Here is a 22,433-nt window from a genome sequence, read left to right on the forward strand (position 1 = left end):
CTTTTCTTTTTTATTTTATTTTTCCCCAATGACTTTCTAATGGGGGTAAAAATAAGTCTTCTTCATAAGGTGTTACATAAACAATGCCACCATCAATATCCATCACACGAATTTGTTCTCCTGTCGCAATACGAAGAGGTGAATCATCATCGGATGATTGATAGATTTTGGCTGTCATTGGTACATTACCAAAGATAGTATACAGCACCACTTCACCCACTGTATCGAGATTAATGGTAACGGTGACTCTCCCTTTTTCACCAATGTAGTCTTTGCGAGATAAGAGAGCATTAGTTTCAGCTTTCGTTTGAAAAGGAACAAAGACAAACAGCTTGATCAAAATGATCACTAACGAAATCGCTAAAAATAGAGCGATTAATAGTAGCGTCTGATGAGATGACTCCATACTAAACTTTGTTGAAATAAGACCAACAAAAAATAGACTGATAAACAAATCGCAAATATCATAGAAATCAACTGAAATAATGTCTTTAACGGGAATACAAATCAGTGCACCTATAATGCCTGTTGCCATTAATCCAGTCGCTAAGGTCATCGATTCAAATAACGCAGACAAGCAAACCTCTCCTTTCTCCTTTGATATTGCTTTTTTATCCTACAATTTAATTGTACGCTTTTTTCAGACAATAGTAAAATATAATTTTACTATTCTTCACAAAACAGACAAAAAAATCCCTAACTCGTTGAATATGCGGGCTAGGGATTCGTTCTATCCTTTTGTACCACTCGTTAAGTTGTGTGTCTAGATGAGCGTTACAGCCGTCAAAATAGGTCTGTATCACTCTCTTTAATTTTTTATACTTATTAGGTACTAATAGATCAAGCTTCTACTCTTCATCCATCTTCAGAACCGTCATGAATGCCTCTTGTGGAACCTCAACGTTTCCGACTTGTTTCATTCGTTTCTTCCCTTCTTTTTGTTTCTCTAGTAACTTACGTTTACGAGAAACGTCACCACCGTAACATTTAGCAAGAACGTTCTTACGCAATGCTTTAATGGTTGTACGAGCAAGGATTTTATGTCCAATTGCAGCTTGAATAGGAACCTCGAACTGTTGACGTGGAATAATCTCTCTTAACTTTTCAGTAATCGTACGTCCTCGGTTATAAGCAAAATCGCGGTGAATAATCGTACTCAAGGCATCCACAACTTCGCCATTTAATAAGATATCCATCTTCACAAGACGGCTTGGTTGGTAGCCAATCATTTCGTAATCAAGTGAGGCATATCCTTTGGTGCTTGATTTCAATTGATCAAAGAAATCAAAAATAATTTCTGCCAATGGAATTTCATAAACGACATTCACACGGTTGTCATTCAAATATTCCATGGTCATAAAGTTACCACGTTTACGTTGTGCAATTTCCATAACAGCTCCAACATAGTCATTTGGAACCATGATATTTGCTTTTACATATGGCTCTTCAATACTTTCAATTTCCGTTGCATCCGGTAGTTCAGATGGGTTATCAATTTGAATACTTGTGCCATCCGTACGGTTAACATTATAAATAACGGATGGTGCAGTCGTAATAATCGCTAAATCAAATTCACGTTCAAGACGTTCTTGAATAACATCCATATGAAGCATTCCTAGGAAGCCAGTACGGAATCCAAAGCCTAACGCTTGAGATGATTCTGCCTCAAATTGTAAGGATGCGTCATTTAATTGAAGCTTCTCTAGAGCTTCACGTAAATCATTAAAGTCAGACGAATCAACTGGGTAAATCCCACAGTAAACCATTGGATTTAACTTGCGGTAGCCATCCAATGCTTCTGAGGCTGGATTGTCTGCCAAAGTAATGGTATCTCCTACACGTGCATTTTGAATGGTTTTAATGCTGGCTGTTACATAACCCACATCTCCAACCATTAAATAATCACGACTGATTGGTTTAGGAGAGAAAATCCCGACTTCTGTTACGTCAAATTCTTTTCCATTTGACATCATGCGGATTTTATCACCGGGACGTAAGACACCATTCTTAACACGAACGTTCAATACAACACCGCGGTATGGATCATAAGCCGAGTCAAAAATCAAAGCTTGTAATGGTTCTTCTAAATCACCAGCTGGCGCTGGAATTTTTTCTACAATTTGTTCTAGTAACTCATCAATACCAATTCCTGCTTTAGCACTTGCTAAAACTGCTTCGCTAGCATCAATACCAACAACATCTTCAACTTCTGCTCTAACACGTTCTGGATCAGCAGCTGGCAAGTCAATTTTATTAATAACGGGTACAATTTCAAGATCATTATCAATTGCTAAATAAACGTTTGCTAATGTTTGCGCTTCTACACCTTGTGCCGCATCAACAACTAAAATAGCCCCTTCACAGGCAGCTAAACTACGGGATACTTCATAAGTAAAGTCGACGTGTCCGGGTGTGTCGATTAAGTGGAAGATATACTCTTCTCCATCATTCGCTTCATAAGTTAATTCGACAGCATTCAATTTAATCGTAATACCACGTTCACGTTCTAGATCCATTGAATCTAAGAGTTGCTGTTGCATCTCTCTATCAGCAACAGTATTAGTAGCCTGCAAAATGCGATCTGCTAATGTTGATTTCCCATGGTCAATATGGGCTATAATAGAAAAGTTTCTAATTTTTCTTTGACGTTCTTTCATTTTCTCTAAGTCCATTGAACTACTCACTCTCTTCTTCAAACTATATACCTTACGATTATATCAAGTATCAAGCAAAGTAACAAGTTACTATAGGCTAAGAAACCATCTTCATAGCTGTTTTTAATGGCATTCTTACCCAGATAAAAAGCACTCTAGATAAACTCTAAAGTGCTTTTCTATCGCTATTTCTTTTTACCTTTAGATTCAAAGTTAAAGGCATCTTTCATTTTATTGAAAAAACCGCCTTCGTCACCTGTTATACTCTCGCCACTTGCTTCAGCGAAGGCATGTAAGGCTTCTACTTGCTGCTCATTCAAGTTCTTAGGTGTCACAATGCTAACTTTCACATGTTGATCACCATTCCCCGTGCCTCTTAGGCGAGGTGCACCCTTGCCTCTTAAGCGGAAGTTTGTAGCAGTTTGTGTACCTGCTGGTATTTTCAGCTTCACATTACCATGGACAGTTGGAACTTCAATTTCTGTTCCAAGTGCCGCTTGAACAAATGAAATGGGTAGAACGTAGTAGATTTCTGCACCATCGCGGTCAAAAATGTCGCTCTCTTCAACAGAGAATACCACATACAAGTCTCCATATGGCCCACCATTTGAACCAACTTCACCTTGGCCAGCAAGACGTAATTGTTGTCCATCTTCCACTCCAGCTGGAATCGTTACATTCACACTGTGTTCTTTTTCAACGTGTCCTTTGCCGTGACAGTCGTGACACTTATCAACGATTTCTTTTCCTGATCCTTGACAAACATCACAAACTGCTTGTTGCATGACACGTCCAAACGGTGTATTGCGTTCCACTTGTACAGCACCTGCTCCGTGACATTTTGAACACGTTTTTGGTGTTGTTCCGGGTTTTGCACCACTACCCGTACAGGTTTTACATTCTTCTTCACGTGCATAACGGATTGTTTCTTCTTTACCAAAAATAGCTTCTTCAAATTTCAAATGCAGACGGTATTGCAAATCTGCCCCTTGACGTGGTGCGTTGTAATTTCGAGAACGACCGCCACCACCAAAGAAAGTATCAAAGATATCATCAAAACCGCCTGTAAAGCCACCGAAACCACTGCCACCAAAGCCGCCACCACCAAATCCTGAACCAAAGTTAGGATCTGTGCTAGCATGACCATACTGATCGTAAGCAGCACGTTTTTGAGAGTCACTCAAGACTTCATATGCTTCTGAAACTTCTTTAAATTTATCAGCAGCATCTTCTGCTTTATTGATATCGGGATGATATTTTTTTGAAAGCTTTCGATAGGCTTTTTTTATTTCATCGTCTGAGGCTGTTTTTGAAACGCCTAATACTTCATAATAGTCTCTTTTCGCCATTATATTTCCTCCATTAGATCACCATGATACGGAAGCAATTCCGCACATATTTCATTATTTACTCTATATCAGCAAGAAAGCTGTCCGTGTTTCATAGTCGCTCAAGAGTTTTGGCAACCCAATCAATCAAACACGTACAGACCAAATCGATCTGTACGTGTTATAAGCTCACCAATAAGAACCGTTGACTTTATTAATCGTTGTCAACCTCTTCAAAGTCTGCATCTACAACGTTATCGTCGTTAGCAGCTGATGATTGACCTTCAGTTTCGCCACCAGCAGCTTGTTGTGCTGCTGCCGCTTGTTCGTAAAGTTTAACAGTTAGATTTTGTACAACTTCATTCAAAGCATCACGTTTTTCTTTCATTGCTTCTAAGTCGTTTGCTTCAACTGCTGCTTTCAAAGCATCACGTGCTTCTTCAGCTGCTTTCACGTCTGCTTCGTCAACTTTTCCTTCAAGTTCTTTCAATGTCTTGTCTGTTTGGAAAATTAATTGATCAACTTCATTACGTAATTCAACTTCTTCTTTACGTTGTTTGTCTGCTTCAGCGTTTGCTTCAGCATCTTTAACCATTTTTTCAATTTCTTCGTCTGTTAGACCTGACGATGATTTGATTGTAATTTGTTGTTCTTTTTGTGTTCCTAAGTCTTTTGCACTTACGTTAACGATACCGTTTTTGTCAATATCAAATGTTACTTCGATTTGCGGAATACCACGTGGTGCAGCAGGAATATCATTTAATTGGAAGCGACCTAATGTTTTGTTATCTGCCGCCATTGGACGCTCGCCTTGTAAAACATGTACGTCTACTGCTGGTTGGTTGTCTGCTGCTGTTGAGAAGACTTGTGATTTACTTGTTGGGATTGTTGTATTACGGTCAATTAGTTTCGTAAATACACCACCCATTGTTTCAATACCAAGTGATAATGGTGTTACGTCAAGGAGAACGATATCTTTAACGTCTCCAGTAATAACCCCACCTTGGATTGCAGCACCCATTGCAACTACTTCATCTGGGTTAACTGATTTGTTAGGCTCTTTCCCTGATTCACGACGAACTGCTTCTACGACTGATGGGATACGAGTTGACCCACCAACTAAGATAACTTGGTCAATTTCACTTTGGCTGATACCAGCATCTTCAATAGCACGACGTACAGGAATTTTAGTACGTTCTACTAAATCGTGAGTCAATTCATCAAATTTAGCACGTGTTAATGTCATTTCTAAGTGCAATGGGCCAGAAGCACCAGCAGTGATAAATGGTAAACTAATTTGTGTTGACGTTACACCTGATAAGTCTTTTTTAGCTTTCTCAGCAGCGTCTTTTAGACGTTGTTTTGCCATTTTATCGTTTGCTAAGTCAACGCCGTTTTCTTTTTTGAATTCTTCAACCATGTAAGCAATGATTTTGTTATCAAAGTCATCCCCACCTAAGTTGTTATCACCTGATGTACTTAATACGTCGAAGACACCGTCTCCTAATTCGAGGATAGAAACGTCGAATGTTCCCCCACCAAGGTCAAATACAAGAATTTTTTCTTCTTTATCTGTTTTATCTAGACCATAAGCTAAAGCTGCAGCTGTTGGCTCGTTAACAATACGTTCAACCTCTAAACCAGCAATTTTACCAGCGTCTTTTGTCGCTTGACGTTGTGCATCGTTGAAGTATGCAGGTACAGTAATAACCGCTTTATCAACTGTTTCACCTAAGTATTCTTCAGCATAGCTCTTTAGGTATTGTAGTGTCATAGCAGAAATTTCTTGAGGTGTATAAGATTTACCCTCTGCTTCTACTTTGAAACCAGCTTCACCCATATGGCGTTTTACAGAGCTGATAGTATTTGGGTTTGTGATTGCTTGACGTTTTGCAACCTCACCTACTTGGATTTCACCATTTTTGAAAGAAACAACAGATGGTGTTGTACGGTTTCCTTCTGGGTTTGGAATAATTTTAGCTTCTCCACCCTCTAATACTGCTACAGCAGAGTTTGTAGTTCCTAAGTCAATACCGATCATTTTACTCATAGTTAAGCATCTCCTCTAATTTAAAATTTTATTGGTTATTATTGCGCGACAACAACCATTGCTGGTCTAAGTACACGCTCTTTTAAACGATAGCCTTTTTGGACAACTGCTACGACAGTATCCGCTTCTTGTCCTTCTTCACGTTCTTGAACCTGAATGGACATATGGAAATTCGGGTCGAAAGGCTCATTAATTGGATCAATGATTTCTACCCCTTCACTCTTTAATGCCTCTAGCATTGAGTTATAAACCATTTCCACGCCTTTTTTGAAGTTTAGGGCTTGATCGCCTTCTACTTCAATCTCTAAAGCACGTTCTAAATTGTCAACAACCGCTAATAATTCTGTTGCTAAAGATTGTGAACGAAATTTCGCAGCGTCTTGTCTTTCTTTAGCATTACGTTTTTGAATGTTAGCTAATTCTGCTTGAACGCGTAAATAGCGATCTTGCATTTGATCTAATTCTTCAGTTAGCTTGTCAACCTCAGATATAGTCTCTTCTGCAACTGTTTGATCAACAGCTACTTCTTCGTTTTCAGTTAGATTATCTTTTTCTTCCACGACGATTCTCCTTTGCTATTCTTCATAGAATTGCTGCATGCTGTCGGATAATTCATCACTTGTCACACGCATAATTCTAATAATTTCATCATATGGCATGTTAGTGGGGCCAAGTAAGGCAATCATTCCTGTACCTCGCTTACCTGCACTATAGGTTGCCGTAATTAAACTTAAATTGTCCAACAATTCATTATTCATTTCTGTACCAATTCGAACACTGATGCGATTTGAATGATTCAATAACAATGGTCGAAGCTCACTACTCTCATGAATTAATGAATAGAGGGATTTGACTTTTTCACGATCTTGCAATTGGTCAAAGTCAAAATAGTTAAGGAGATTCATTTCTCCGCCGACATAAACGCGATTATTGTCCATTTTAGAAATAATGTCTTTAAAAATGGCAAACAAATCTAATTCATAATCGACATATTTGGTGATTAAAGCTGGAATATCCGTTTGAAGTTTCTTGTAAACCTCGCTTAAGGCTAGACCAGTTAATTCATCGTTAAAAATAGTAACGATTTTTTCCAATTTGCTGGAATCAAAGTTTCGACCTAAAGAAAACATTTTACTTTCAATGTAACCTTTATCAGTCACCAAGATTGCCATGTACTGTCCGCTCGTTACCGGTACAAGTCTAAAACCAGTTAACTTACTGTTAATCTTCTCGGGACCAATACTGAGAGCAGTATAATTCGTCAAATAAGAGAGCATACGGGCTGACTTTTCAACCATTTCTTGTGCTTCTTGATAAGGCGAGTGTATGGACTGTTGGATTTTTTTCCTCATTTTTTCTTCGGAAGAACTATCCAACCCTTGCTGAAGTAAATAATCAACATAATGACGATAGCCTAAAATGGATGGTATACGTCCAGAAGAGGCATGTGTTTTTTTGAGAAAACCTAATTCTTCAATACGCATCATTTCGTTTCGAATGGTCGCAGGCGACACCGATAAATTAGTCTCGCTCAATAAGGTTTTGGACCCCATTGGTTCACCGTACTCAATATAATGCTTAATAATTTGGTTTAATATCATCAACTGTCTTTCCGTTAACATTTATTCACCTCACTTTAGCACTTAAACACATAGAGTGCTAATCCATAAATAAATTTATCATGACGCTGTATGTTTGTCAACAGAATTAGCTTGATAAATAAGCATACTTTTCTTAAGTATCTTTTAAGAACGATCGAAATACCTCATTACCTAAAAAGACACCCTTTTTCGTTAAGCGAATGTGATTGTCTTCTATCTTGATGAGTTGTCGATCTAAGAGCATATCCAATTCCTCTTGGTAGACAGATTCTGTTGTTTGATCAAATTTACATTCAAACAAAGAGCGGTCTACTCCCTTCATCGTTCGTAGACCTAACATGAATTCTTCTTCCATTTTATTTTTCTGAGTCAATGATTGTTGGTAAATAATCGGTGACTGCTTAGCTCGTAATGGTTCAAGATAATGTTGGATAGGTCCATGATTGTTATAACGCGTATCGCCTAAATAGCCATGTGCACCGGCTCCAAATCCAAAGTAGTGATTATTTTTCCAATAAGCGAGGTTATGTTGCGATTGGAAGCCTGGTTTAGCGTAGTTTGAAATCTCATATTGATGGCGCCCTGCCGCTTCCATCGTTTCCATAGCAAGTTCAAACATATCTGCTTCATCATCTTCACTCGGCAATGGTAATTTTCCTTGTCTCATTAAGTTATAGAAAATGGTTTTGTTTTCTAAAATCAAGGCGTAAATGGAATAATGTGGTAAATCTAATTCCAATGCTTTTGTTAGTGTTTCTTGAAAACTTTCAATTGTTTGCGTCGGCAGTCTAAAAATCAAATCAATACTAATGTTTTCAAAACCTGCTCGTCTCGCATCATCCACACAACGGTAAACCTGATCAGATGTATGAATACGACCAATACGCTTTAAAATAGCATTATCAAAGGATTGAACACCCATACTGATTCGGTTAACGCCGTGCTCTTTTAAAACGGCAAACTTTTCAAAACTAGCACTTTCTGGATTCGCTTCAACAGTAAACTCAGCCCTCTTATCCATTGGGAAGAGAGTCTGAACACCACTTAAAAGGCGGTCTAGTTGTGGTGCTGTTAGAGTCGTTGGTGTTCCTCCACCAATATAAAAAGTTTCCAATTTTTCCTGAGGATGACGCTCTTTCATAATAGCCATTTCAGTAATCACTGCATCAATGTATTCTTCAACCGGTTGTCCTTCTAGAAAAACCTTATTAAAGTCACAGTAAAAGCAAATATGGTCACAAAATGGAATATGCAAATAAGCTGCTGTCATTCCGTCATCTCCGCTCTCGAATCAGAGGTAATGCTTATTTGTTGTGGGTGGCTGTCAAAGTAAGTTTCTGTATCAATTTTATCTTGATCGAGCTGCTCAATTAAACCTTCGATACCTGTAAACTTCACTTCATCTCTCAAGTAATGGTGCCAACGCACGGTTACTTTTTCACCGTAAATCATCTTATCAAAGTCAAAAATATTAACTTCAACTGTTTTTTCACGGTCTTTTTCAAAGGTAATATTGTAGCCAATTGATGCCATTCCTCGATACCACTTATCCTGTACCTTAATAGAAACGGCATAGACTCCGACTTTGGGTAAGCGAATGTATTTGCCAATTTTAATATTAGCAGTTGGATAACCTAATTCGCGACCTCTAGCGTCACCATGCATCACGCGACCATCAAATTGGTACGTATACCCCAACATTTGGTTGGCTTTTGTTAAATTGCCTGTATCAAGTGCCTCACGAATACTTGTTGAGGAAATTTTCTCTTTATTTTCAGCCACTTGGGGGCTAATTTCAACAATATCAAAACGACTTTTAGCGTATTGTGGCAAATGTGCCATATCAGCAATCGTCTTGGGACCATAAGTATAGTCGAATCCTGCGACAATCGCATCGGCATTAAGACCGATAATATAATCATCAACAAATTCTTGTGGTTTTAGTGTTCCAAAATCATAGGTAAAGTCGATAACATAAAAATAATCAACACCAAAGCCTGTCATTAATTCAATCTTTCGTTCTGGTACAGACAAATATTTCATTGTCTCAGCATCCAATTTTTTATAAACAATGCTTGGGTGCTGGTTGAATGACATCACAGCTAGTTTGCAATTTCTTTTCTCGGCTTCTTTTTTAGCTCGATTGATAACGGCTTGGTGTCCAATATGAACGCCATCAAAATAACCCAATGCTAATACCACTCGGTCAGTCGGAATTTCTTCTTTTTTGTAGGGGTGATGTAAATAAATAACTTCCATGATTAACTCTCTTTCCTCTTTTCAGAATGAAGACAAAAACATTTTTCTCGGCTTCTTAAATCCTGCTCGCTTTGGATGATTCTCATACAATGCTACCAAATTCTCACCATAATAGAAAGCAATCAGTTCCGAGCTCGTTAAGTTGTCAAATGCCTCATTTTCAATAACAGCGCCATTTTTAACACGTTGCCATAATTCATCATTTAAATGATAAGCAGGTAGCTCGTCAAATACACCTTCAATAGGCATTAAAATCGTTTCAACTTTGTTTTCTTCAGCCAATTGTCTCACTTGACTAAGCGTGTAGCATTGCTCTTTAGCAAATGGACCGCTCTTTGTGCGTGTTAACTGAGACATGTGAGCAGGATAGCCTAAACGTTCACCCAGATCAACAGCAAGTGTCCTGACATAAGTCCCTTTTCCACAGCTAACTGCAAAGGTCCAAGAAACCGTTTTGGTATCTGAATTATAAACCGGTGTACTTGTCCGCTTGAATTGATAGATATTAGCTTTACGTTTAGGGCGTTCAACCGTTTCGCCATTTCTTGCATATTCATACAATCGTTTACCGTTAACTTTCACTGCCGAATACATGGGTGGTATTTGAGTGATTTCACCGATAAAGGTCGTCATCTGCCGGTCAATTTCTTCTTCTGACAAGAGACCTTCTACAGCCTTTTGATCAACCACTTCACCGTGGGCATCTTCTGTTGTTGTAGAGAAACCAATCGTGATTTCTCCTTCATATTGTTTTCCCATATCTGTCATAAATTCTGCCGCTTTAGTAGCAGGGCCTAGACAAATCGGTAACACACCATCGACTTGAGGATCTAGTGTCCCTGTATGGCCAATTCGTTTCATTTTTAATATTTTTCTTAATTGAAAAACGCAATCATGACTTGTCATACCGCGTTCTTTCCAGAGTGGCAAGATTCCGTTCATTGTTACTCCCCCGTTCTATACAATGTATGATTATAACATAATTCAGAAATGAAAAGCTGCTTTTGAACCGAAATTCAAAAGCAGCTTTTTAATAAATATAATAGATGACAATTAGCCAAACTAGTAGTCCGATTCCAAAACAACCATAAAAATAACGGTGTCTTGTCTTATGACGAAAAACTTTCATCGCAATTAACCCGCCAATTCCACCCGATAAGCTACCTAGCCATAACAAGGTCTTTTCTGAAATGCGGTAGTGGTTTTTTCGAGCTTTGGATTTATCAATTCCCATCATTATAAAAGCAAGAACATTTAAGAGCAGTAACGCAATGCCCAGTCCCATCATACTCGGTCTCATAAAGCAGAATAGTGATTGCTTTGACGAATAATTTCAACAATGACTTGAGTTGCTTTCACCATAGCATCCGTTGAAATAAATTCATAGCGACCATGGAAGTTCTCACCGCCGGCAAAAATGTTTGGTGTTGGTAATCCCATATAAGTTAACTTAGAACCATCTGTTCCACCACGGATTGGTTCAATAATTGGTTGAATCTCTAACTCTTTCATTGCTTGCTCTGCTAACGTCACAGGACGCATATCTTTTTCTAAAATTTCGCCCATGTTGTAGTAAGAATCGTGCATATCAATTGTAATACGCGGTTCTTTAAAGGTTTTGTTCATACGTTCAGCGATAGCTAACATGTTTTCTTTTTTCGCTTCAAAAAGAGCACGATCATGGTCACGGATAATATAAACCATTTTGCTTTCTTCAACTGTTCCTTCGATACCAAGTAAGTGATAGAAACCTTGACGTTCATCTGTTTGCTCAGGAACTTCATCAGCTGGCAGTTGAGCATTGTAAGCCATCGCCAAACTAATCGCATTTACCATAGTATCTTTAGCTGTTCCAGGGTGAACATTTTTACCTTGAATAGTAACCACTGCTTGGGCAGCATTAAAGCTTTCAAATTGTAGTTCCCCGACAGGACCGCCATCCATTGTATAAGCAAAATCACACTTAAAGGCTTCAACGTCAAACAAATCTGCCCCTCTACCAATCTCTTCGTCTGGACCAAAGGCAACTGCAATATCACCATGTTTAATGGTGTCGTCTGCTAGAATAAGTTCCATTGCAGTCATGATTTCAGCAATTCCTGCCTTGTCATCTGCTCCAAGTAATGTCGTTCCATCAGTGGTGATCAATTCTTGGCCCATGTAGTTGTTTAGGTTAGGAAAATCTTCTGGTGATAAGACAATATTTTTTTCTTTATTTAAAATAATTGCTTCACCGTCGTAATTTTCTACAATCTGTGGATTAACATGAGCTGATTCAAAATCAGCTGTATCCATATGAGCAATAAAGCCGATTGCTGGTAGTGGTTCTGTTGTGTTAGCTGGAATACGAGCCGTTACGAAACCATTACTCTCATTATAATGAATATCTGATAAGCCAATTGATGCAAGTTCAGGCATAATGATTTCCTTAGCAAAGGCAACTTGGCTCTGTGTTGAGGGTACAGTTGTACTGCTCTCATCTGAACGTGTATCGAATTTAACGTAAGTAAATAAACGGTTTTTTAATGTATTATGCATGTGTTTAATCTCCTTAGTAATTATTATAATTGACTATCAAATAGGAATGGATTGGTATCAATTGTAGATGACATTAGTTCAATCTGCCAACCCAAGTCTGATTGCCATTCATTAACCATGTCATACAGTTTTGGTATACATACTTTTTCAATATGGTGACCAGGATCGATGACTAGTAGGCCTGCTGCTTGCATATCATGAGCGGTATGATAGTAAACATCGCCTGTTATATAAACATCGGCTTCTTTGTCAATGGCTTTTTGGTAATACTTTCCAGCATCACCACCGCACAAGGCCACTCGTCTGATCGTTTGATTTAGGTTATTTTGAGGCGCAGTTACTCTCAGTCCATCAACTTGGAAAGCTTGTTTCACATAAGTTACAAAATCAACCACACTCATGTCCTCTTTTAAATTACCTACTCTGCCTAGACCATAAGATTGCGCTTGCTTCTGATCAATTGAAAATGAGTCATAAACCGGTTCTTCATAAGGATGAGCTTGCTTCATAGCATAAATCACCTCTGACAGATAACGCTCTTCTACGACTACTTCAATTCGTTCTTCTTCAACTATTTCAGCTTGATTAACTTCCCCAATAGTCGGATCTGCATCATTAATGGGTGTAAAACGTCCCTTACCCTCAATCGAATAAGAACAGTCTTTATAGTTATCAGTAACATGACCAGCACCTGCTTTAGTCATTGCAACTCTGACAGCTTCTGCATGCTCTTTTGGTGCGTAAACAGATAAACGCTTTAGTGGAATCGTTTTGGAAACAGCCATCACTTCGACATCTTCTAATTGAAGTTGATCTGCCAACCAATCGTTCATACCACCTTGTGCATTATCTAAGTTTGTATGGGCCGCATAAACCGTAATATCGTGTTTAATTAAGTCAGCATACATATTAATTTGAGGGTTAGAAAGATCCAACCGCGCAATCGGACTATAAATAGGTGGGTGGTGGGCTAAAATAAAGTCCACACCGTGTTCAATTGCTTCTTGTACCACTTCAGGACGAACATCTAGCGTGACCATGATTTTAGTCACTGGTCGTGATAAATCGCCAACATGCAAACCGATAGGATCTCTCTCCTCAGCCAACCAAGTTGGAACAACTTTTTCAAATTGCTTCACGAACTCATAGCCTGTTAAGGTTGTCATGCAATCTCCTCCTGTATTTTAGTCATAAAGGCTTCAACAGTTTTTTTCTTTTCTGACACATCGCGTTGTGATTCATTTAAGCTATTTAAAATATAGGTGTACTTATCGTATTCTCTTTGCCATTTTTCAATAAAAACCGGACCTTTCTCTTGACGCAGTTGTTTACCAAAAATAAAGTCATCCTCAGTATACGCACTAATGTCATCACTTGGTTCAGCTACAATGATTTCATAAATCTTATCATTTTCTTTCAAAATCGCTTCAGAAATAATGCCATAGTTATTATCAAACAACCACTGTCTTAATTTTTTCTCACCGTTATTAGGTTGAAGAATCAATCGCTCAACTGTTTCTAGTCGGTCATCTTCCTTACCCGCATCCAAAATGCGAGCAATTAAATCGCCTCCCATCCCACAAATCGTAATGGTGTCAATGTCATCACTCTTTTCAATAACTGCTAACCCATCACCTAAACGTGCTTCAACAACTGCTTCAACATTCGATTCTTTAATTTGTTTTTTAGCTGATGCATAAGGACCAATGACAACTTCGCCTGCAATCGCAAAGCTCACTTCTTCTTTCTGAGCCAAATGGCATGGCAAATAAGCATGGTCAGAGCCAATATCCGCTAACCTTGCGCCTTTTTTTATATAGGATGCAGCAGTTTCTAATCGTTTTGATAGTTGATTATCGTTCACTTTCTGCTCCTCCTTTCACATTGTCAGTACTGCCTTTAATTTTAGCAGTTTCACCTTATAAATTAAAGTAAAGGCTAAAAAAAGAGGATAGAATGTTAGCTTCTACCCTCCATCATTTTATTCTAAAAAGTCTTTTAGTTGTTTTGAGCGGCTTGGGTGTCGTAATTTTCTAAGAGCCTTAGCTTCAATTTGACGAATACGTTCACGCGTCACACCAAACACTTTACCGACTTGCTCCAAGGTGCGAACATTACCATCATCTAGACCAAAACGTAGACGAAGCACGTTTTCTTCACGGTCTGTTAGGGTGTCCAAAACTTCTTCTAGTTGTTCTTTTAGAAGCGTTTGAGCAGTATGTTCAGCTGGACTAGTTACTTCTTGGTCTTCAATAAAATCACCTAAATGAGAATCATCTTCTTCACCAATTGGCGTTTCTAATGATACGGGTTCTTGAGCGATTTTTAAGATTTCACGAACTTTTTCAGTTGGTAAGTCCATTTCAGCACCAATTTCTTCCGGTGTCGGTTCGCGACCTAAATCTTGAAGAAGTTGACGTTGTATACGAACTAATTTATTAATCGTTTCAACCATATGAACGGGGATACGAATCGTACGAGCTTGGTCAGCGATTGCACGTGTGATTGCTTGACGAATCCACCAAGTCGCATAAGTAGAGAATTTAAAGCCTTTCTCATGGTCAAATTTCTCAACAGCCTTCATTAGTCCCATATTACCTTCTTGAATCAGGTCTAAGAAGTGCATACCACGGCCAACATAACGTTTAGCAATCGATACAACAAGACGTAAGTTTGCTTCAGCTAATTCTTGCTTCGCTTCTTGGTCGCCATCTAGAATACGAATTGCCAAGTCACGTTCTTCATCAGCAGTTAGTAATGACACACGACCGATTTCTTTTAAGTACATTCTAACTGGGTCATTAATCTTAACGCCAGCTGGTGCAGAAAGTTCTTCTTCCTCTGCAGCTTTGTCTTTTTCTTTTTTATCGTCTTTTTTGCTTTCATCTGTCTTAAGCTGACGAGCAGTTGGTCCACCGTCTGCATCAACGACACTAACGCCGCTGTCTTCCATTTTTTGGATTAATTTATCCATTTGGTCCGCATCGAGTTGGAAAGGTGTTGCAATTTTGTCAGTTAAATCATCATAGAAGATTGAGCCTAACAGTTTATGCTCTTTAACCACCTGATTGGTTACTTGCTCGAGTGTTTTGCCTTCTTCATTTTTATTAATGGCCATAAAAAATTCCTCCATTTCAATACGGATTATTTCTTAACAAGCTTTAGCTCTCTTGTTAGATTGACAATGTCTTCCAACAAGCGCATGGCTTGGTCTTTATCTTGTTGGCGTGTGGCTTCTGCCATCGCCCGTTTCTTTTGTTCAAGTTGTGTCTCTATAGGAGACTTTGAACAAATAATCGTGACTATATCACTGATTTCTTGACTAGAGACATCCGATTGAAGATCAATCATCTCTATTTCGATAATCGTGGTGACTAAGTGTTGATCCTTAATCCGATCTAAAAAGCGATCGATTTGACCGACTTGCCCGCTTTCTTGGTAAAACGCATCATAAAGCAAATAAATCGTCTGTAGCGATTCACTGACAAAGTTAAAATCTGTCGTTAATTCCTTTAAATAATGCCAAGCCTCTTCATAATGAAAAAGTCGATACATCAACTGACGTTCTGAAATCTGCAAGGGTGTTAGCTTTTGTTTGACGCTCATTGATTCAGTTGAAATAGGTGCTCGTCTGTCTTGCGTTTTCTTCTTAGTTTGGTCTTTTTGTTGATTCAAATAACCTGTCTGATAATCTTGGAGCTGTTTTTTAAGAACCGCTAAGTCAAGTTTAAATTCACTTGCTAAGTCTGTTAAATGCATTTCTCGTTCAATAATCGAATCAACATGGACTAAACGCTTCAATACTTCTTCTAAATACTGTAGGCGATTTGCCTCTGTATCGAGATTGAGTTTTGTTTTTAAAAAGCGTGATTGAAATTGAAAGGCCGTTTCTTTTTGATTATTGATGATATCTCGAAAAGCTTGAGCTCCCTTTTGACGGATAACGTCATCAGGGTCCATACCTTTTGGCAAAGGAATAATAGCCAATTCAAAGCGGTTGCCCTGAGCTAATCCCTCAATCGCCTTATTCGTTGCTTCCATTCCAGCACGATCACCGTCATAGGCAATGGTAACCGAATCAACAATTTTATTTAAAATTCTAATTTGTTCTTCTGTCAGTGCTGTCCCCATAGAAGCAACACCATTCGTCACACCTGCTTGCCACGCTGAAATTACATCCATATAGCCTTCAAAAAGCACCACTTCTGAAGTTTTGCGCATTTGCGATCGGGCTTTATCTAGATTAAAAAGAAAATAACGTTTAGAGAATATCGCTGTTTCAGGACTGTTTAAATACTTAGCTTCATGGAAACTCTGATCATTGAAATCATCCTCTCCAGGAAGAATACGTCCAGAAAAAGCGACTACTTTTCCCTTTTCATTTCTAAGCGGAAAGATAATTCTAGAGCCAAAGCGATCAAGTAATTCTGCTGAATCACTACGTTCTGAAAAAATGCCACTTTCTCTTAATAAGTCATCTGAATGTCGATCTCGTTTTAAAATTTGATAAGTTGTGGTCTTATTTGGAGGTGAGAATCCAATTTGGAATTCTTCAAGTAGTTCAGTCGTAAAGCCACGTTCCAGTAAATATTCGAGAGCTTTTTCTCCTGTTACTGTATTCATCAAAATCTGATGGTAGTAGGCAGACGCTGCTTCATGGATTGCAATGAGCTGTTCTTTTTTATTTTGGACAGCTGTCTTCGGTTGATTGTCGATAGCAATATCAACTTGGAGGTCGGATAATTCTGCTGCTCGTTTGACTGATTCAACAAAGTCTAACCCTTCAACTTCCATTAGAAAACGAAAAACATTACCACCTTGCCCACAACTAAAACAATGAAAAATCTGTTTCTCTTCTGTTACAGAAAAAGACGGCGTTCGCTCATCATGAAACGGACAAAAGCCAAAGTAGTTTTTCCCTCTTTTTTTAAGTTGAACATATTGACTCACAACATCAACAATATTCGTCTCTGTTCTTATTTGGTCAATTGTTTCTTCAGGTATTCGAGTTGCCATAGAATCACCTCACATACTCGCCCAATAGCAATTGAATTGGGCATAAAAATACAACTTATATTATAGCAAATTTCGCCAATATTAGCAATCAGTTGAACCATAGAAAACGCATTAGGGCCGAGTTATACTCAGCCCTCTCGCTTAAATACTATTTTCCTGAGGGATTTTAACAAACATCAATAAAATCCCCCCGATAATAAATAAAATAATAAGAGCAAAAACCCCATCTAAGGAATTGCCAGTTAACTGTGCGATAATCCCCACTAAAAAGGGTCCTACTACAGCTGCGAATTTTCCGAAAATATTATAAAAACCAAAAAATTCATTCGCTCGCTCTTTTGGAATAAGTTGGCCAAATAGTGATCGACTAAGCGATTGTACCCCACCTTGAGCGGTCCCTACTAATAATCCTAATATAATAAATGCTGTTAAGCTATCCAGCTGCAAAGCATAAATACAAATAAAGGTATAAGTCACAATGCCGACGAAAATCATATTTTTAGCGCCAAAGCGTTTTGCTAAGACACCATACAATATGGAGAATGGAAAAGCAACAAACTGAACAACCAACATAACCACAATTAAATCGTTAGAAGATAGTCCTATGTCACTCCCAATAGCCGTAGCCATTTTAAAAATAGTTCCCACACCATCGATATAGAAAAAGTAAGCAATTAAGAATAAGAAAGCTTGTTTATAAGCTTTAATCCCCTTCAATGTTCCCCATAACCGTTTAAAACTATTTTTAATGAGCTGAGTCTCACGAGGAATATAAGACTTTTGTTCAACATGACGCCAGTAAGGAATCGTAAAGACAAACCACCAAATAGCGGTCATCACAAATCCTAATTTCACTAACAAGGTCTGAGAAATCGGTAAAATACCCGTCAATTGAAAAATAATAAAAATAACAAAGGGTATCGAACTTCCAATATATCCCCAACCAAAGCCAGCTGAAGAAACCCTGTCCATACGATCGTTGGTCGTAACATCAATGATCGAACCATCATAAAAGATATTTGCGCCAGAAAAACCAATCGCGGAAATCACATAGAAGATAAACAGATACAACCAACTTCCCTCTGGCGCAAACGAAAATGCCAAAGTTGCGATAATCCCACTCAATGTGAAAAAAGTAAACATGGGCATCCGTTGATTTTTATAATCAGCTAGCGCACCTAGTATAGGCGCTAAAACAGATACAATTAATGTTCCAATCGCATTCGCGTAGCCCCAGTAAGCTGTTGAGGTCGCATCACTGAGACCGCCAGAACTTGCGACCGCCTTAAAAAATAAAGGAAAAACTGCGGTTGTAATCATAATAGAGTAAGCAGAATTAGCCCAATCCTGCATAATCCAACTACGTTCTTCTTTCGTATATCTGAATTTATTTGCCGATTTTTGTTTCATGATTTGACTCCTCCACTCTAGCCGACTCTATGCTAAATATTTCTGGATAACACCCCATGCTTTGTCTTTTCCTTCGCCAGTTTCAGATGAAAAGACAATTAAATCTTGATCACTTGCTAAATTCAATGCTTTTTTAGTCCGTGAAAAATGTTGATTCCATTTTCCGCGTGGAATTTTATCTGCTTTAGTAGCAATAACCGTGTAAGGAATGCCGTAATATTCAATAAAATCTTTCATTTGAATATCATCAGCTGTTGGAGGATGACGAAAATCAACCATTAAGAACACGTGACGCAATGTTTCACGTTGTGTAAAGTAAGTTTCTAACATCTCGCCCCATTTTTCACGCTCAGTTTTAGAAACTTTTGCATAGCCGTAACCCGGCACATCAACAAAATAAAAGGTCTCATTGATTAAATAGTAGTTTAATGTTTGTGTCTTCCCTGGTTTACTTGATGTACGAGCAAGTGCTTTTCTACGAATCATTTTATTGATAAATGATGATTTCCCAACATTTGAACGTCCTGCTAGGGCGAATTCTACCAATCCTGTATCTGGGTATTGTTTCGGACTAACGGCACTAATAATCATATCTGCTTTTGTTACGTGCATAACGATCACTTCCTTTTCATGGCATAAAGAACCAATGTACGGGGGTTAGTCCTATACATTGGTTCTCCTATCTTTATTAACTAATTAATCGTTGGTCTTCTCCGTAAAGAAGTGGTTTACCTTGACCTTCGATAATGTCTTTTGTAATGATTACCTTCGTAATTTCATCACGACTTGGGATTTCATACATAATGTCTAGCATGACATTTTCAATAATCGAACGAAGGCCACGTGCACCTGTATTACGCTCGATTGCTTTTTTAGCAATCCCTTCAAGTGCTGCCTCCTCGAATTCAAGCGTCACGCCATCTAATTCAAGTAATTTTTGGTATTGTTTGACTAAAGCGTTCTTTGGCTCAGTTAAAATTCTTACAAGGTCGCTTTCTGTTAATTTTTCCAAAGCAGCCATAATTGGCAAACGACCGATAAATTCAGGTATTAAACCGAATTTTAATAAGTCTTCTGGAATAATTTGTTGCATCAAGCTCTTGTCGCTTTCTTCTTTTGCTTTAGCAGAATTAAAGCCAATAACTTTTTCGCCAAGTCTTTCTTTTACAATCGTTTCAATACCATCAAAAGCACCACCAACAATAAATAGAATATTAGTTGTGTCAAATTGAATAAATTCTTGATGTGGGTGTTTACGTCCGCCTTGAGGTGGAACATTTGCTACTGTACCTTCAAGAATTTTCAGTAAAGCTTGCTGTACGCCTTCACCACTTACATCGCGTGTAATCGATACATTTTCACCTTTACGGGCAATCTTGTCAATTTCATCAATATAAATAATGCCACGTTGTGCGCGTTCGACATCGTAGTCTGCTGCTTGAAGGAGTTTGAGTAAGATGTTTTCAACGTCTTCTCCCACATAACCTGCTTCTGTTAAACTTGTCGCATCTGCAATCGCAAATGGAACATCTAAAATACGTGCTAGCGTTTGACCTAGGAAGGTTTTACCTGATCCTGTTGGTCCGATGAGACAGATATTACTCTTTTGTAATTCTACTTCACCATCTTTTTGATTAGCCATTTGAGTGATTCGTTTGTAATGATTATAAACAGCAACAGATAATGATTTTTTAGCACTATCCTGTCCAATTACATATTCGCTTAAAATATGACGAATTTCTTGTGGTTTAGGTACGTCACCGAATTCTACTGTTTCGTTGCTGTAGATTTCTTCTTCCATAATTTCCTTGCACAAATCGATACATTCGTTACAAATGTATACATCTGGACCAGCAATAATTTTCTTTACTTGGTCAGACGATTTTCCGCAAAAGGAACAATGAATGCTTGTGCCATCATCTCGGAACATATGCATTCCCCTTTCTAACTGATGTATGTCATTTCAACTTGATACTTCTATTTTACCATAAAAGCTAAAAGTAGATAGTCAAGCTTTTTTATAATGCACTTTATCTTAACACATATTAGTCAAATCACAAATAATCTGTTTATCTTTCTCAAAAAAATAAAGAGACATTGCTTGCGGCAGATGTCTCTTTATAAAATCAAACGACTTATGCTTCTACTGAAGAATCAGTAATCAAAGTCATAGCTTTCTTCATTTGGATATCGTTTGTTAACATATCGTCATTGATTAATGAACGAACACGTTTAACATCCATGTTGTATTGTGTAGCTAGTGTTTCGATTTCTTCGTTAATTTCTTCTTCAGTTACTTCAAGACCTTCTGCTTTGATAATAGCTTCAAGAACTAGTGTTGTTTTTGTACGAACATCAGCATCTTGTTCCATTTGTTTGTGAAGATCTTGTTCAGTTGTACCAGTAATTTGGTAGTACATTTCTGGCGAAATACCTTGACGTTGCATATCGTTCAAGAATAGATCCATTTGACGGTGGACTTCGTCATGAACCATCACGTGTGGTAATTCAACAACTTCTGCATTATCAACTGCTTGACGGATTGCTGCTTCTTGAACAACTTCATCAGCTACAGCGTTTTTGCTTTCTTCTAATTCTTTACGAATTTTAGCTTTTAATTCATCCAAAGATTCAACTTCGTCGTCTAAGTCTTTAGCGAATTCATCATCTAGAGTTGGTAATTCTTTTGTTTTAACTTCGTGAACAATAACTTTGAATGTTGCTTCTTTACCAGCTAAATCAGCTGCATGGTATTCTTCAGGGAATGTTAGAACAACATCTTTTGCGTCGCCAGCTTTTGAGCCAACTAATTGTTCTTCAAATCCTGGAATAAATGAGTTAGAACCTAATTCTAGTGAATGGTTTTGGTCTTTTCCACCTTCAAACGCTTCTTCACCTAAGAATCCTTCGTAGTCGATAACAACTGTATCGCCTTCTGCTGCTGCATCTTCTTTCAATACTAATTCAGCATGACGTTCTTGGCGTTGTTTCAATGCATCTTCAACATCTGCATCTGATACTTCGCGATCTTGTTTCTCAACTGTTAAGTTTTTGTATTCGCCTAGTTTAACTTCTGGTTTTACAGTCACTTCCGCTGTCATCACCCAAGCTTCGCCTTTTTCCATGCTCTTAATATCAATCTTTGGTTGAGCAACTGGATCAATGCCTGCTTCTTTAACAGCAGCTTCATAAGCAGCTGGTAGAGCAGCATTCAACGCATCTTCGTATAATGATTCTTCGCCGTATTGTTTGTTAAATACATGACGAGGAATTTTTCCTTTTCTAAATCCAGCAACAGAAATGTTCTTTTTAACACGGTTAAATACGTTATCCATTTCAGTTCTAATTGTTTCTGCAGGTATTTCAAATGTTAGGACACCTTCGTTAGTGCCTGTTTTTTCCCAATTTGCAGTCATTATCTTTCCTCCAAAAATCTATCATTTTTCGCAATGGTCCAACCATTGCATACTAAGCCAGTGTACACTAGAAACGCTTTATTGTAAATAAAAAAACCCTGCGCATTTGTAGAGAAACTTGAAAAATAAGAAATTGGTGGTAAAATCTTACAGAATTGACT

Annotated in this window: 19 protein-coding genes; all 19 read right to left on the minus strand. The window is 38.1% G+C overall.

Annotated features, from left to right (window positions below; translation table 11 throughout):
- Positions 1 to 10: 10 nt before the first annotated feature.
- Positions 11 to 577 (minus strand): NfeD family protein, encoded by a 567-nt coding sequence (locus tag BW721_RS03605; protein WP_076766199.1) that lies wholly within the window; start codon positions 575 to 577, stop codon positions 11 to 13.
- 271 nt (positions 578 to 848) lie between these two features.
- On the minus strand, positions 849 to 2,672 hold the full coding sequence (lepA, locus tag BW721_RS03610; RefSeq protein ID WP_076766201.1) for a translation elongation factor 4: 1,824 nt from the start codon (positions 2,670 to 2,672) through the stop codon (positions 849 to 851).
- A gap of 167 nt (positions 2,673 to 2,839) precedes the next feature.
- Entirely contained in the window at positions 2,840 to 4,006 is a 1,167-nt protein-coding gene (gene dnaJ, locus BW721_RS03615; protein ID WP_269466486.1) for a molecular chaperone DnaJ, read from the minus strand.
- 190 nt (positions 4,007 to 4,196) lie between these two features.
- Positions 4,197 to 6,032, minus strand: coding sequence for a molecular chaperone DnaK (gene dnaK / locus BW721_RS03620; protein WP_076766206.1), 1,836 nt, complete (start codon positions 6,030 to 6,032; stop codon positions 4,197 to 4,199).
- A 38-nt stretch (positions 6,033 to 6,070) separates the two neighbouring features.
- Entirely contained in the window at positions 6,071 to 6,592 is a 522-nt protein-coding gene (gene grpE, locus BW721_RS11910) for a nucleotide exchange factor GrpE (protein ID WP_076766208.1), read from the minus strand.
- Positions 6,593 to 6,607: 15 nt separating this feature from the next.
- Positions 6,608 to 7,654, minus strand: a complete 1,047-nt coding sequence (hrcA, locus tag BW721_RS03630; RefSeq protein WP_076766209.1) for a heat-inducible transcriptional repressor HrcA — start codon at positions 7,652 to 7,654, stop codon at positions 6,608 to 6,610.
- 112 nt (positions 7,655 to 7,766) lie between these two features.
- Positions 7,767 to 8,903 carry a radical SAM family heme chaperone HemW gene (gene hemW / locus BW721_RS03635; protein WP_076766211.1) on the minus strand — a complete coding sequence of 379 codons (1,137 nt, stop codon included), beginning with the start codon at positions 8,901 to 8,903 and terminating at the stop codon, positions 7,767 to 7,769.
- Positions 8,900 to 9,892, minus strand: a complete 993-nt coding sequence (gene ribF, locus BW721_RS03640) for a riboflavin biosynthesis protein RibF (RefSeq protein WP_076766212.1) — start codon at positions 9,890 to 9,892, stop codon at positions 8,900 to 8,902. Before ribF ends, hemW begins: the two co-directional genes overlap by 4 nt.
- 21 nt (positions 9,893 to 9,913) lie before the next feature.
- A complete protein-coding gene (gene truB / locus BW721_RS03645) occupies positions 9,914 to 10,834 on the minus strand; it encodes a tRNA pseudouridine(55) synthase TruB (protein WP_076766213.1) in 921 nt (306 codons plus the stop codon).
- Between the two features lie 88 nt (positions 10,835 to 10,922).
- Complete coding sequence (locus BW721_RS03650; RefSeq protein WP_198031402.1) at positions 10,923 to 11,180, minus strand: DUF1294 domain-containing protein; 258 nt, start codon at positions 11,178 to 11,180, stop codon at positions 10,923 to 10,925.
- Positions 11,181 to 11,188: 8 nt separating this feature from the next.
- A complete protein-coding gene (gene pepT, locus BW721_RS03655) occupies positions 11,189 to 12,430 on the minus strand; it encodes a peptidase T (RefSeq protein WP_076766217.1) in 1,242 nt (413 codons plus the stop codon).
- Between the two features lie 23 nt (positions 12,431 to 12,453).
- On the minus strand, positions 12,454 to 13,596 hold the full coding sequence (locus BW721_RS03660) for a Nif3-like dinuclear metal center hexameric protein (RefSeq protein ID WP_076766219.1): 1,143 nt from the start codon (positions 13,594 to 13,596) through the stop codon (positions 12,454 to 12,456).
- Positions 13,593 to 14,294: a tRNA (adenine(22)-N(1))-methyltransferase gene (locus BW721_RS03665; protein ID WP_076766220.1), complete on the minus strand. Its 702-nt coding sequence runs from the start codon at positions 14,292 to 14,294 to the stop codon at positions 13,593 to 13,595. The genes BW721_RS03660 and BW721_RS03665 overlap by 4 nt, the downstream gene beginning before the upstream one ends.
- Before the next feature lie 117 nt (positions 14,295 to 14,411).
- Positions 14,412 to 15,548 carry an RNA polymerase sigma factor RpoD gene (rpoD, locus tag BW721_RS03670; protein ID WP_076766222.1) on the minus strand — a complete coding sequence of 379 codons (1,137 nt, stop codon included), beginning with the start codon at positions 15,546 to 15,548 and terminating at the stop codon, positions 14,412 to 14,414.
- Between the two features lie 26 nt (positions 15,549 to 15,574).
- Complete coding sequence (gene dnaG / locus BW721_RS03675) at positions 15,575 to 17,446, minus strand: DNA primase (protein WP_076766223.1); 1,872 nt, start codon at positions 17,444 to 17,446, stop codon at positions 15,575 to 15,577.
- A 141-nt stretch (positions 17,447 to 17,587) separates the two neighbouring features.
- Positions 17,588 to 18,856: an MFS transporter gene (locus BW721_RS03680; RefSeq protein WP_076766224.1), complete on the minus strand. Its 1,269-nt coding sequence runs from the start codon at positions 18,854 to 18,856 to the stop codon at positions 17,588 to 17,590.
- Positions 18,857 to 18,883: 27 nt separating this feature from the next.
- Positions 18,884 to 19,468, minus strand: a complete 585-nt coding sequence (gene yihA, locus BW721_RS03685; protein ID WP_076766226.1) for a ribosome biogenesis GTP-binding protein YihA/YsxC — start codon at positions 19,466 to 19,468, stop codon at positions 18,884 to 18,886.
- A gap of 76 nt (positions 19,469 to 19,544) precedes the next feature.
- Positions 19,545 to 20,786: an ATP-dependent Clp protease ATP-binding subunit ClpX gene (clpX, locus tag BW721_RS03690; protein ID WP_083686772.1), complete on the minus strand. Its 1,242-nt coding sequence runs from the start codon at positions 20,784 to 20,786 to the stop codon at positions 19,545 to 19,547.
- Positions 20,787 to 20,991: 205 nt separating this feature from the next.
- Positions 20,992 to 22,272 carry a trigger factor gene (tig, locus tag BW721_RS03695; protein WP_076766230.1) on the minus strand — a complete coding sequence of 427 codons (1,281 nt, stop codon included), beginning with the start codon at positions 22,270 to 22,272 and terminating at the stop codon, positions 20,992 to 20,994.
- Positions 22,273 to 22,433 lie beyond the last annotated feature (161 nt).

The sequence above is a fragment of the Jeotgalibaca sp. PTS2502 genome (assembly GCF_001975685.1).
In the GTDB taxonomy this organism is placed as follows: Bacteria; Bacillota; Bacilli; order Lactobacillales; family Aerococcaceae; genus Jeotgalibaca; species Jeotgalibaca arthritidis.